We start from the raw sequence: 13,384 nt of genomic DNA on the forward strand, positions 1-13,384 counted from the left end.
GGACCGGTTGAAATCCCCGCAATTAGGCGGAAACCTCGACCAGTTGTGTGGTGATCGCACTTAATTCCTTAGCCAGACTGGCGTCCGCCACCTCGGAGGAACTGGTCTGAACAGGAGCGTTGGATGTCTGGGCGCTCGCGCTTTCCTGCGCGATATGCGAAGAACCCGTATTTCCCGTTGAAGGCACAGAACCATTCTGGGTGCCGGATTTTTGAGTCAGCTTGGCGAGGAGTTGCGCATCTTCTTTTGCTTCCCGCAATTTATAAGTGCGGATCGCCTGTTCGGACGGAATCTGGGTGACCACTTCACCCGTGGTTGATTCACGAAACTCCAGAATCGCAATCTTCGTATTGACGTCGACCCGAACCGTCGGGCTGACATACGGGGTTTGCGAAACGCTCTGGACTTTGTCCGGATTGGCGGCAAACGAGTTGAGCGTGGACGACTGGTCCACACTCCCCCGTTGAAGGACGCTATTTGCGACCGAAGATTTAATTGCCTCAATCATATTTTCCCCAAGCGGCAAGGTCTACTTGCCCTATTATCATCATACCGCATCCGCAGGGAAAAAACAATTCATTTTAAAAATTATTCAAGAATTTCGGTATGTTAACGCTTTTGTTACAAACCCATCCAGTTATTGCGGTTTTATCGCAAAAAACAACCGTAACCGACTGAATATACGCCGATATGCTTTATCGCATTCAACAAGACCTGCGACACCGCCCCGGAACAGGCCGCGTATTCGATTCGTATCTATGGCCGCAAGACCTCAGCCTATTTCGAAAACCAGTCTAAAATTGGTGGCTTTTCATGCGCCGCAACCCAATCATTGGACAATAAGTTAAAATTAATGTATGTTAACAACAGGGATGATATGGGCTAAAATTCTGCTTTTACAGCGACTTAGTTTGCCGTTTTCGGCACATCCACACACCATCCCGCCGTGGCCGCTTTCGGCCCGGAAGGCCGCCATGCGGGGGAAACGACCGGAATGAGCAGTTTTGTCGATACCGTAAGAAGTCTTGGCCCCGCCCGTCTGGCCATGCTTGGCGGCGTTTTTCTGGGCCTTTTGATCTTTTTCGTCTTCGTTTCGGCGCAAGTATCGAAACCCTCCCTCACCCTGCTTTACGGCAGCTTGTCCTCAATCGATTCGGGAGCCGTCGCGGCCAAACTCGATGAAATGAAAATCCCGTTCGAGGTTTCGACCGACGGCTCCCAGATCCGGGTCCCGAAAAACGAAATCGGCCGCGCCCGCATGGTGCTGGCGCAGGAAGGCCTGCCCAACGGCGGCTCGATGGGATATGAAATTTTCGACCAGAAAAACGGCTTCGGCACCACCAGCTTCGTCCAGAACATCAATCAGGTTCGCGCCCTGCAGGGCGAACTGGCGCGCACCATTGCCACGCTTGATCCTGTCGAATTTGCCAAGGTGCACCTGGTCCTGCCGCAGCGCGAACTGTTTTCCCGCGACACGCAGGAAGCCTCGGGGTCCGTGACACTCAAACTCAAACCCGCGGCACGGCTGAGCCGCGAGCAAATATACGGGATCCAGAACCTGGTCGCGAACGCGGTGCCGGGACTCAAGGCCGAACACGTCACCATCATCGACACCGAGGCGAATTTGCTGGCTGGCGGCAACACGGATAATTCCGAGGCGATGGCCGGTGCAAAGGCCGACGACATGCGCCGCGACTATGAAACCCGCCTGCAAACCGCCGTCGAGGATATGGTCGGGCGCATCGTCGGTTTCAACAAGGTCCGCGCCCACGTCACCGCCGACCTGAATTTCGACCGCATCCAGACCAATTCCGAAACCTACGATCCGAACGGTCAGGTCGTGCGTTCATCCCAAACGACCGAGGACAACGCGTCTGAAACGGGCTCGAACGCAGGCGGCGCAACCGGCAGCGGCAGCGTCAGCGTCGCCAACAACGTACCCGGCGGTAACTCCACCGCCGCCAGCGGCGAATCCGCCAACACATCAAAACGCACCGAAGAAACGACCAACTACGAAATCAGCAAGACGGTGCAAAGCGTTACCCGTGAAACCGGCGAGGTAAAGAAACTCTCGGTCGCGGTGCTGGTCGACGGCGCGCAAGTAACCGACAAGGACGGCAAGAAAACCTACCAGCCGCGCTCGCAGGAAGAACTGGACAAGATTGCAAGTCTGGTCAAATCCGCGATCGGCTACGACGCCACGCGCGGCGACACGGTTGAAGTCGTGAACATGCCGTTCACCGAAGTCGATGCCCCCGATGTCGGCGAGGATTCGACGCTCTTCGGTTTCGACCGCGGCCAGCTGCTGCAAACCGCCGAGATGATCATGCTCGCGGTCATGGGTATCCTGGTCATCCTGCTGGTTTTGAAACCGATCATGACGTCGCTCTTCCAGGCGCAGAAAGCCGCGATCGAGGAAGCGCGCAGCGAGATGCTGCTGGCCCAGAACACCTCCGCTCCCGCCCTGACCGGACCCAGCCCCGCCGAGATGGAGGCGCGCGCGCAGGCCGAGGAGGACTCGCTGATCGACATGCAAGCGGTGGAGGGCAAGGTCAAGGCATCGACGGTGCGCAAGGTGGGCGACATCGTCACCAACCACCCGAACGAAACCGTGTCCATCATCCGCAACTGGATGACGCAGGAGTAGCGCCATGGCAGCGATAAGGATGCGCGAGGATTACAGGACGCTCAGCGGCAAGGAAAAGGCCGCGATCTTCCTGCTTGCCCTGGGCGAGGACCACACAGCCAAACTGTTTGAATTCATGGACGAGGACGAGATCATGGAAATCTCGACCACCATGGCGGGCCTTGGCAAGGTATCCTCCACCGTGATCGAACGCTTGTTTGTCGATTTCGCGGAACAGATGTCGTCCACCGGCTCGCTGGTCGGTACGCTCGATTCCACCGAACGCCTGCTGGCCAAGGTCCTGAACAAGGAAAAGGTCGGCGCGATCATGGAGGAAATCCGCGGTCCCGCCGGTCGCACCATGTGGGAAAAGCTGGGCAACGTGAACGAGGAGGTGCTGGCCTCTTTCCTCGTCAAGGAATACCCGCAAACCGTCGCGGTGGTCATGTCGAAGATCCAGCCCGACCACGCCGCGCGCGTAATGGCGCTTTTACCGCAGGGCTTCGCGATGGAGGTCATCCACCGCATGCTGCGCATGGAATCCGTGCAAAAGGACGTGCTTGAGGACATCGAAAAAACGCTGCGCACCGAATTCATGTCCAACCTCGCCCGCGGCCAGCGCCGCGACAGCCACGAGATGATGGCCGAAATATTCAACAACCTCGACCGTCAGGTTGAAACGCGCTTCATGCAGGGACTTGAGGAATCGGAGCCGAACGCGGCCGAAAAGATCCGTTCCCTGATGTTCACCTTCGAGGACCTGGGCAAGCTCGACCCGCAATCGATCCAGTCGCTGATCCGCGCGATCGACAAGGAAAAACTCCCCCTCGCCCTCAAGGGCGCGACGGAAACCCTGCGCGATCTATTTTTCTCCAACATGTCCGAACGCGCGGCCAAGATCCTGCGTGAGGACATGGGCGCACTCGGCCCCGTCCGCCTCAAGGACGTCGAAGAGGCGCAGCAATACGTCGTTTCCGTCACCAAGGATCTGGAATCGCGCGGCGAGATCCGCGTCGCCACCGGCAAGGAGGAGGACGAGATCATCTATTGATGATCCGCGCGCGCGATGAACAAAAACATCAACCTGCCCGGCAAGAAATTCCTGTTCGACCTCAACGATTTCGACGAGGAGGCGATCCGCGCCAAGGCCGCGCTGGCCCGCCGCCCGACCTTCTCACAGGAGGAACTGGCCGCCGCCCGCGAAAGCGGATTCGAGGAAGGCCGCATCGCCGGCCTGCAGGAAGCAATCAACAGTCAGGAAGCCCAGATCCGCGATCTGGTCCAGCAGATGGTGATTTCGGCCGAACGCCTCTCGACGCAGGAGGCCGACCGCACCGCCACCTTCATCGATCAGGCGGCGCTGGTCGCCGTGCAGGCGCTGGTGCGCACCCTGCCTGTGCTGCTGGATACGCTCAGCGTCGAACAGATCGCGAATTTCACTGTCGGCGTGCTGGAAGGCCATGTCGGCCACCAATCCATCGTCATTCATGTTCCGCCCGTGCGCGAACAGGCCGTCACCGAACGTCTGCATGCCATGGCCGCGAACATGCGCCGCAAACAGGACTGGACCATCCAGCCCGACCCGAAACTGCACGACCTGCAATGCCGCATCGAATGGTCGGGCGGCGGCGCGCAGTGGGACCCGAACATCGTCGCCGCGCGCCTGCTGGAAACCATCGTCGGCCACCTGCCGGACCACCTGAAACCGCAGGTCGCGACTCCGATCGAGGATGCCGCGATGGACGAGGCGCCGCAAACACCCCATACTGATGAACCCGACACCGCACCCAAGGACGGAGGCGCGTAATGACCGACAACGACATGAACCTTCAGGAAATGACCGATCCCAATGCGGAAGCGGAAACCTTTGAACACGAAGTCGGCGAGGCCATGGCCAAGGATGTCGAGGCGATTTACGACATCCCGGTCCAGATTTCGGCAGTTCTCGGCCGCTCCACCATGCAGGTCAGCCAGTTGCTCAAGCTCGGCCGCGGCGCGGTGGTCGAACTGGACCGCAAGGTGGGCGAAGCCATCGACATCTACGTCAACAACCGGCTTGTCGCGCGCGGTGAGGTCGTGGTCGTCGAAGACAAACTCGGCATCACCATGACCGAAATCATCAAATCCGACCGGTCCTGAAACCCGCCTCGACGATGGCCGAAGACACATCCGCCTCCACCATCAGCGCCCCGGGCGCTGTCAGGATCGCCCGGCCCCAGCGCCGCATCGACATGGCGACCGCGATCGGCATGTTCGCGACCGTGGCCCTGATCGGCGCGGCGTTGTTTTTGACCGGCTCCATCGGCTCGTATCTCGACCTGCACGGCGTTTTGATGGTGATCTGCGGCACGGTGACGATCACCGCCGTTTCCTATTCCGCCGACGACCTGAAAAAAAGCGTCGAGATTTTCCGCTCCGCCCTGATCAAGAATCACCGCGACCCTTCCGCCATGGCGCGCCAGTTGCTCGACCTCGCTACCCTCGTGCGCATGAAGGGGCCGCTGGCGATTTCGCAGATCGAAAACGAGCTGCGCAAGGACCCGTTTCTTTATCAGGGTGTGATGTTCATCGCCGACGGCTATAACGCCGACGAAATCCACCGCATCCTGACCCAGGACATCGAATCCGTCATCGACCGTCACCGCCGCACCGCCTCCATCGCCCGCCGCGCGGCCGAAGTCGCACCCGCCATGGGACTGATCGGCACGCTGATGGGTCTGGTGCAGATGCTCAACAACCTCGACGACCCGTCCAAGATCGGCCCGGCCATGGCGATCGCGCTGCTTACCACCTTTTACGGCGCGATGATGTCGACGGTGCTTTTGATGCCGCTGGCAGCCAAGCTGGAACGCAATTCCGGCGAGGACGTAATGATCAAGGACATGGTGCTGGCGGCCATCATCTCGATGGCGCGGCAGGACCACCCGCGCAAGCTGGAGCACGAACTCAACATGCTCCTGCCTCCCGGCCAGCGCGTCCGCTATTTCAACCAGTAACCCACCGCCGCACACGAAAATTGACATAACAAAACATCGGCTCTAATCTCGCGCAAAACAGGGAGATTAAAGCCATGAGGGATTTTACTTACGCCGAACTCGCCAAAATAACGGGCGTTCCGAATCTGAAGGATCGCGTCTTGCAAAAAGACTGGGGCAGGCTTTCCCTGACCGAGCGCGGTGCGACACATATCGGCGCCGCCATTGCGGATGCGGACGCGACCTTCGAGCTCAGCGCGGATCTGCCTCAGGGAACATTGTCCATCGCATTTGAAAACGCCGCCAAACGCGGACGCCTCGCACTCTCCGCCATTCGCCTTACGAACGGAATCCCCGCGGACAATGGCTTTAGATATTTTGAACATGATTGCGCGACGGGATGCACGCTGCGCGAAGATGCTTTTGGCAAGGCGGCAAACGACTACCGCCCGCTTGAAGCCGTTGTAAAAAGCGCGGAAGGCCGCATGATGCTGGCGAAGGGCATATGCGCCTATATCATGACAGGCCGAATGCTTCAGGCCGCCGAAGCCGTGCTGCGCATGGCCTGATCAGCCCGGCCGGCACAAGGCGGCGCGATGACGCGCCCTTTCGGCCTTGATGCGCGCCAGCCAGCCATCGACATCGGGAATATCGAATATCCGGCCCGACGCCTCGCGCACAGCGTCCAGATACGCGCGCTCGCTCATATCGGGTTCCCGATACCCTTCCTCCTGTATTTTTTTAAAATTCTTCTTCAGATATCGGGGTGCGAAATACCGTGGATTGTCCTGCGTTTGGATCAAAACCGAATGCTTCGGCATGGCGCCCACGGCTTCGGATGGAATTTCAGCCAGATCGGGTTGTTCCATTTCATCGAAATAGACAGGCACGACCGCCGCACCGTGCGCGGCGAGTTGATATGAAAGCGATTGCCGGTAAGCCTCGCTCGTATGTGTGCCGAATACATGATGCATGCCGCAATGCTGGATATAGACGCACGGATGCGCCGCCCGCGTCCGGCGCATGATCCGTTCGGCCATGAACGCGTTGCGGGCATACAACCCAAGCGGATGATGGACAGGCAAAATATCAGGCTCATGGCCAAACAGCCTTGCCATGACCTTTTGCGTTGCCGGGTCCTCGACGACGACCAAATCGTCAACCCGGCTGACATCGTTAAAGGCGACGCGTATGCGGCTGGCGCGACAGAAATAAAACAGATGATCGCGCGTCACCGGCGCGAACGGGCGTTTCCAGCGCACGATCGCGACCCCCAACGGATCGCGTTTCATCGCGGACAAAAGGTCCGGATGAGAATCTTCGGAAACGACGCGGCCAAAAACCTGCTCGATCAGGTCATACGGGTATTCATACCCGAAGCCGAATTTCAAACCCTGATCCTTCAAACGGCTCAGCACGCCAAGCTGGACGATTTTATGCAACGCATTGGCGTGGGACTCGCCAAACAGCAAAATCACAGGTCGCTGAAGCGTCGCACAGGACGCCGCCGCGTTGAACGCTTCCACGATCGCATCGACGGCCGGACGTATGTCGAAAGGATCGGGATACAGGGAAACGACGCGCCCGAACGACGCGCGCGCCTGCGCCGCGCGGTCCACAAGCTGGCCCGCAGACAGCGCTTTCAATGCCTTCGCGGCTTCCTGCGCGGCGGTGATAACATCATCCAGCCGGGCTATCCACACAGGGTCAAGATGCGTACCCTCTACCCGATCAGGCGCATATCCGCCTGAATCCTCGTCAAGTTTGGCTTTGGTCATACAACCGTTTCTACAAAGCCGGATGAAAATATGCAAAATAAATCGGCGCGCCGGCCAAACCTGATCAAACAAGGCACGGCCCCGCGGGGTTGGCGCGCCGGACCGAAGCGCCTACACTACGGCAAACGAAAAAGGACAAGACATGCGTTTGATGATCGTAGGCCATCTGGAAGGGCATATTTCCGCCGCCGGCAAAATCGCGCTCCAGCGCGGGGCCAAGGTCATCCATTGCGAGGATACGATGCAGGCGCTCGGCGCGCTGCGTAACGGCAAGGGCGCGGACGTCGTGATGATCGACGTCAAACAGAACATCGCCGCCTTTATCGACGCGCTGGACAAGGAACGCTTCGCCATCCCCGTCGTCGCCTGCGGCGTCGGCGCCGACACCACGGCCGCCGTCAAGGCGATCAAGGCGGGTGCCAAGGAATACGTCCCCCTGCCCCCCGATGCCGAACTGATTGCCGCGGTGATCGAGGCGGTGACCGAGGAACAGACCGCGATGATCGCGGCGGACCCGGCGATGCAGCGCGTGGTCAAACTGGCCGACCAGGTCGCCCCGTCCGAGGCGACGGTCCTGATCACCGGTGAATCCGGCACCGGCAAGGAAGTGATGTCGCGCTACATCCACAAAAAATCGAAACGCAAGGACGGGCCGTTCATCGCGCTCAACTGCGCCGCGATCCCGGAAAACCTCCTGGAATCCGAGCTGTTTGGCCATGAAAAAGGCGCGTTCACAGGCGCGGTCGCCCGCCGCATCGGCAAGTTCGAGGAAGCATCCGGCGGCACCCTGCTGCTGGACGAGGTCACGGAAATGCACCCCTCGCTTCAGGCGAAACTGCTGCGCGCGATTCAGGAACGCGTGATCGACCGCATCGGCGGCAAGGAGCCGGTCAAGGTCAACGTCCGCATCATCGCCACCACCAACCGCAACCTGATGGACGCGGTCAAGGAAGGCCAGTTCCGCGAGGATCTGTATTTCCGCCTCAACGTCGTCAACATCGCCCTGCCGCCTTTGCGCGAACGCAAGGGCGACCTGCCCGCCCTTGCCCAGATGTATGTCGACAAATACGCGGAAGTGAACGGCGTGCCGAAAAAGAAACTCTCCCGTGCGGCGCTGGACAAGATCATGGCATCGGGCTGGCGCGGCAACGTGCGCGAACTGGAAAACGCGATGCACCGCGCGATTCTGATCGCCCTTGAAGACGAAATCGAGGCCGATGCCGTCCACACCGCCGACGCGCCGGAAACGGCATCCGCAAAACCGGCCCCCGCCGCGCAGGCGGGACAATCGCTGGCCGATGTCGAACGCAAACTGATCCTCGACACGCTCGAACACACCTTGGGCAACCGCACCGCCGCCGCGAAAATCCTTGGCATTTCCATCCGCACCCTGCGCAACAAGCTCAAGGAATACGGCGTTTCTGGGGAATAACTCTTTGAAAAGGGATTGATTCCTCATGGCTTTAACGATCTGCGCGGTTTGTTCCGCCGCCCGACTTTCTGTATACTGAACCGACGGTTATTCGGGGCAGAGCTTTGGCGGAACAGGCGGCAACAGGCGGTGGGTTTGATTTCGGCGCGTTAAAGGCGTCGATGGCGCGCGGCGACGTGTTGCTGGCGCTGGCCATTATCGCCATCATCTGCGGCCTGATCTTTCCGATGCCGACATGGCTTCTGGATATTTCACTGGCCCTGTCGATCACCTTTTCGGTGCTGATTCTGATGACCGTGCTGTTCATCGAACGGCCGCTGGATTTCACCACTTTCCCTACCGTGCTGCTGATCGCGACCATGCTGCGCCTGTCGCTCAACGTCGCCACCACGCGGCTAATTCTGGCCAACGGACAGGACGGCACCGACGCGGCGGGTCACGTCATCAAGGCCTTCGGCTCGTTCATCATGGGCGATAATTTCGTCATCGGCCTGATCGTCTTCGCCATCCTGATCATCATCAACTTCGTGGTCATCACCAAGGGTTCCGGCCGTATCGCCGAGGTCGCGGCCCGCTTTTCATTGGATGCCATGCCGGGCAAGCAGATGGCGATCGATTCCGACATGTCCGCCGGCCTGATCACCGAGGAACAGGCGCGCACCCGCAGAAGCGAGCTGGAACAGGAAAGCAATTTCTACGGCGCGATGGACGGCGCGGCCAAATTCGTGCGCGGCGACGCCATCGCGGGCCTGATCATCACCTTCGTCAACATCGTCGGCGGCATTATCATCGGCACGGTCCAGCACGACATGTCGATCGGCGACGCGACCCATTCCTATACCTTCCTGACCGCTGGTGACGGGCTGGTCAGCCAGATTCCGGCGCTGCTCGTCTCCATCGCCGCAGGCCTGCTGGTGTCAAAAGGCGGCGTATCCGGATCGGCCGACAAGGCGCTGTTCAAACAGTTTTCGCAATATCCCAAGGGTCTGGCCCTGACCGCAGGCACCATGTCGTTTCTGGCCATCATGCCGGGTCTGCCCTTCATCCCCTTCGCGACGCTGGCCGGCGCGATGGGCGGGCTGTCATGGATGATCCAGAAGCAAAACCGCGCAAAGGCCGCCGCCCGCGTACAGCAAGCCGCGATCGAATCGCAAAAGGCCAAACCGGCCGAGGAGCCGATCTCCAAATCGCTGGCCATGGACATCATCCGCCTCGAACTCGGCTACGGCCTGCTCACGCTGGTCAACGGCGAAGGCCAGAAACTGACTGACCAGATCAAGGGCCTGCGCCGCCAGTTGGCCGAGGAAATGGGCTTCGTCCTGCCCAGCGTGCGGATTCAGGACAACCTCCAGCTCACCGCCTCCGACTATGTCGTGCGCATCAAGGAGATCGAGGCCGGACGCGGCACGGTGCGCCCCGGCATGCTGCTGTGCATGGACCCGGCGGGCGAGCCGATATCCCTGCCCGGCGAGGCGACGACCGAACCGACCTTCGGCCTGCCCGCGATGTGGCTCGACGAACAATACCGCGAGGAGGCGAACTTCCGCGGCTACACCGTCGTCGACGCCTCCACCGTCGTCACCACGCACCTGACCGAAGTGGTCAAGGACAACATGGCGGACCTGCTCTCCTATACCGAAACCCAGAAACTGCTCGACGAAATGGGCAAACCGTTCCAGAAACTGGTGGCCGACGTCATTCCCGGCCAGATCTCGCTTTCCGGCCTACAGCGCGTGTTGCAAAACCTGCTTTCGGAACGCATTTCGATCCGCGACCTTCCGACGATTCTGGAAGGAATTTCCGAAGCCAGCCTATACACCAAATCGGTCGCGCTGATCTCCGAACATGTGCGCTCGCGCCTTGCGCGCCAGATTTGCACCGCCAATATGAACACGACCGGCGTGCTGCCGCTGGTCACCCTCAGCCCCGAATGGGAACAGGCCTTCAGCGAAGCGTTGATGGGCGAGGGAGAGGAACGCCAGCTGGTGATGGCACCCAGCCAGCTCCAACAGTTCATCGCCCGCGTGCGCGACATTTACGAAGATTTCCAAAGCCGGGGCGAAGCGCCGGTCCTGCTGACCTCTCCGGGCATCCGCCCTTATGTGCGCTCGGTGGTCGAACGCTTCCGCGCGGCCACCGTGGTGATGAGCCAGAATGAAATCCACCCCAAGGTCCGTATCAAAACGGTAGGCCAAGTGTGATTACCCCTGACATTTTGAACGCAGCGTTACAAAAAACCACCGCCCTGCTCGACTACCCCGGCATGCGCCTGACACCCGTGGACGCTGACTCTATAGCGGCGCAGCAGAAATGGCCGGACAGGTACAAATATTTTCGCTGGCTATGGCAGGACGGCGCATTATGTGTCGAAGAAGACAACCCCGACGGCACGTTCAAATGCCATGACTCATACCCGGCAGACGGAACATCGCTTAGCTTCGCTGTGTGGTTTGGACAGATTCTGTGCGGATTGAGCGCAAGTCGGATGTACGATACAAAAAACGGCCCGGTGATCGAGGGCCATTTCCGCGAATCATGGAAAGACCAGCGCAATATGCTGCGCGGTATCTTCACAATTGTGTGCGAACATCTTAGCGCGTGCGTAGCCAAAAGCATTAGCTGCGATGACCTGCGCATCTGCGACCCATTGAACGAAAAACTGGCGGCATTCTACGCCCGGTTCAGCTACACATTCACCGACCCGCCCACCATGGCGGTGGAAGCGCCCTTCCCCTGCATGACCACAACGCTGCGCCGCCTAAGCGCGGCCCTGAACACCAGTGCCCGCAAACAGCAGCCACACAAGGATGTCGACGCCTAGACTCGGATCGCAGCGCGACGATTCAACATATCCTCGACATCACCAACAAAATGCACGCGTACGATAACATCCGGCCGCAGGCGGCGACGGATGCGCGCGGTCAGGTCCGCGTCGGCGCAAATGACGACCTGACGTCCACCCTCCAGCAATTCGCCGATATAATCCTCCAGCAGGTTCATCGCCGTAACGTCGATCGCCGGCACATCGCCCAGATCAAGCACCACGCGTTCGACATGGGCCAGCAGCCCGGGACGAAAGTCGAATGCCTTGTTGGCGGTGCCGAAGAATAAAGGCCCTTCGACGTGGAACAGCAGGGTCCCGTCGGGCAGATCGTATTCCGTGCGGTTGTCCGCGCCGTGGTGATGGCTGACGGCGGTCGTATCCATCACGCGTTTCATGAACAGCAGGATCGCAAGACTCATCCCCGTGATCACGCCCGCGACCATATCGATCGCCACCGTCATCCCAAAACAGGCCAACGTAACCGCGATATCCGAACGCGACGCGCTGCGCACCAGATGGATGAACTGATGCACATGGCTCATCCGCCACGCGGTGACCAGAAGCAGGGCCGAAAGCGCGCTCATTGGCACATAGGCGATGACCGGCGCCAGCACGACCATAAAAAGCAAAAGCAACAGGGCATGGACCATCGCCGAAACCGGCGACACCGCGCCCGCGTTGATGTTGGTCGCCGTGCGCGCGATCGCACCCGTGGCGGGGATGCCCAAAAACAGACCGGACATGATGTTCGCGATGCCGATGCCGTTCAGTTCCGCGTTCGGTTCGTGCCGCGTCCCCGCCATGCTGTCCGCTACCGTGGCCGACAACAGGGATTCCAGCGCCGCGAGAATCGCGATCACCACCGCGGGCATGAACCATTTTGAAAGCTCCGCGATGCTGGGCAGGGCATAAATGCGGTCGTCGGAAAAACCGGGCAAATGCAATACCGGCGGCATCGACGGAATCCCGTGATGAAGCACGCCCGCGGCATCGGTATAGCTGAACCGGCTGCCAATGGTGGCGATATCGATGCCCGCGCGCGATAGCCCAAGCGAGACAAGCGTTGCCGCGACGATCCCCACGATCGCAGACGGAATTTTTTTATTGATGTATGGCAAACCCGCCATGATCGCGAGGGCAAGCAGCCCGACACCCAGCGTGGGCAGGCTTAAATCCGGCAGGTTCTGCGCCAGAACCGCGACCTTGTGCGGCCAGTGTCCGGCGGAATCACCCGCGACGCCGAAAAAATCGTTCAACGCGATGGTTCCGATGACCACCCCGATGCCCATGGTAAACCCCATGGTCACCGTATAAGGCACATAGGTGATGATCTGCCCCAGCCGTGATATGCCCAAAATCAAAAGGAATATGCCCGCTAGAATCTGGCACCAGACGATGCCGCGCATCCCGAATTCGGCGACGATCGGCGCGACGATGACTACGAAAGCCGCGGTTGGGCCGCTGACCTGCGTTTTCGACCCGCCCAAAAGCGCCGCGAAAAACCCGGCGGCGATGGCGGTGTACAGCCCGTGCTGCGGCGGCAACCCGACCGCGATGGCCAGCGCCATGGAAAGTGGCAGCGCGACCAGCGATATGATCAGCGCGGCGATCAGATCGCGGCGCAGCGACGCCGCCCCGTACCCGGCGCGCAGCGCGTCGGTCATGGCGGTGGCAAGCGGCAACCGATTAAGCGTGGCAAGAACGGCGTTCATGGAAGAAAAATCCGAAAAAGGTTGTACAGACGCCGCC

12 protein-coding genes are annotated in these 13,384 nt (G+C 59.9%); 9 read left to right on the forward strand and 3 right to left on the reverse strand.

What is annotated here, in order from left to right; translation table 11 throughout:
• Positions 1-22: 22 nt before the first annotated feature.
• On the reverse strand, positions 23-454 hold the full coding sequence (locus H6866_02575) for a hypothetical protein (GenBank protein ID USO08123.1): 432 nt from the start codon (positions 452-454) through the stop codon (positions 23-25).
• 540 nt (positions 455-994) lie between these two features.
• Here H6866_02575 and fliF point away from each other — a divergent pair.
• The 6 genes from fliF (at position 995) to H6866_02605 (ending at position 6,170) form a co-directional block, all read left to right on the forward strand.
• Positions 995-2,647, forward strand: coding sequence for a flagellar M-ring protein FliF (fliF, locus tag H6866_02580; protein ID USO08562.1), 1,653 nt, complete (start codon positions 995-997; stop codon positions 2,645-2,647).
• 4 nt (positions 2,648-2,651) lie between these two features.
• Positions 2,652-3,677 carry a flagellar motor switch protein FliG gene (gene fliG, locus H6866_02585; protein USO08124.1) on the forward strand — a complete coding sequence of 342 codons (1,026 nt, stop codon included), beginning with the start codon at positions 2,652-2,654 and terminating at the stop codon, positions 3,675-3,677.
• Positions 3,678-3,692: 15 nt separating this feature from the next.
• Complete coding sequence (locus H6866_02590; GenBank protein ID USO08125.1) at positions 3,693-4,433, forward strand: hypothetical protein; 741 nt, start codon at positions 3,693-3,695, stop codon at positions 4,431-4,433.
• Complete coding sequence (gene fliN / locus H6866_02595) at positions 4,433-4,765, forward strand: flagellar motor switch protein FliN (protein ID USO08126.1); 333 nt, start codon at positions 4,433-4,435, stop codon at positions 4,763-4,765. The genes H6866_02590 and fliN overlap by 1 nt, the downstream gene beginning before the upstream one ends.
• A 14-nt stretch (positions 4,766-4,779) precedes the next feature.
• Positions 4,780-5,622: a MotA/TolQ/ExbB proton channel family protein gene (locus H6866_02600; GenBank protein ID USO08127.1), complete on the forward strand. Its 843-nt coding sequence runs from the start codon at positions 4,780-4,782 to the stop codon at positions 5,620-5,622.
• A 74-nt stretch (positions 5,623-5,696) separates the two neighbouring features.
• The gene (locus tag H6866_02605; GenBank protein ID USO08128.1) at positions 5,697-6,170 is read left to right on the forward strand and encodes a hypothetical protein; all 474 of its coding nucleotides are present in this window, start codon (positions 5,697-5,699) and stop codon (positions 6,168-6,170) included.
• On the opposite strand, the gene H6866_02610 is transcribed toward H6866_02605, so the two are convergent.
• Positions 6,171-7,379 carry a hypothetical protein gene (locus tag H6866_02610; protein USO08129.1) on the reverse strand — a complete coding sequence of 403 codons (1,209 nt, stop codon included), beginning with the start codon at positions 7,377-7,379 and terminating at the stop codon, positions 6,171-6,173.
• Positions 7,380-7,521: 142 nt separating this feature from the next.
• Here H6866_02610 and H6866_02615 point away from each other — a divergent pair, with 142 nt between their 5' ends.
• The 3 genes from H6866_02615 (at position 7,522) to H6866_02625 (ending at position 11,632) form a co-directional block, all read left to right on the forward strand.
• A complete protein-coding gene (locus H6866_02615) occupies positions 7,522-8,811 on the forward strand; it encodes a sigma-54-dependent Fis family transcriptional regulator (GenBank protein ID USO08130.1) in 1,290 nt (429 codons plus the stop codon).
• A 161-nt stretch (positions 8,812-8,972) separates the two neighbouring features.
• The gene (flhA, locus tag H6866_02620; protein ID USO08131.1) at positions 8,973-11,012 is read left to right on the forward strand and encodes a flagellar biosynthesis protein FlhA; all 2,040 of its coding nucleotides are present in this window, start codon (positions 8,973-8,975) and stop codon (positions 11,010-11,012) included.
• Positions 11,009-11,632, forward strand: a complete 624-nt coding sequence (locus H6866_02625) for a hypothetical protein (protein ID USO08132.1) — start codon at positions 11,009-11,011, stop codon at positions 11,630-11,632. Before flhA ends, H6866_02625 begins: the two co-directional genes overlap by 4 nt.
• Here the strand turns inward: H6866_02625 and H6866_02630 are convergent.
• Positions 11,629-13,347 (reverse strand): STAS domain-containing protein, encoded by a 1,719-nt coding sequence (locus tag H6866_02630; GenBank protein USO08133.1) that lies wholly within the window; start codon positions 13,345-13,347, stop codon positions 11,629-11,631. The two genes, H6866_02625 and H6866_02630, sit on opposite strands and share 4 nt — an antisense overlap.
• Positions 13,348-13,384 lie beyond the last annotated feature (37 nt).

The sequence above is a fragment of the Rhodospirillales bacterium genome, from assembly GCA_023898805.1.
GTDB lineage: Bacteria > Pseudomonadota > Alphaproteobacteria > Micavibrionales > UBA1664 > UBA6145.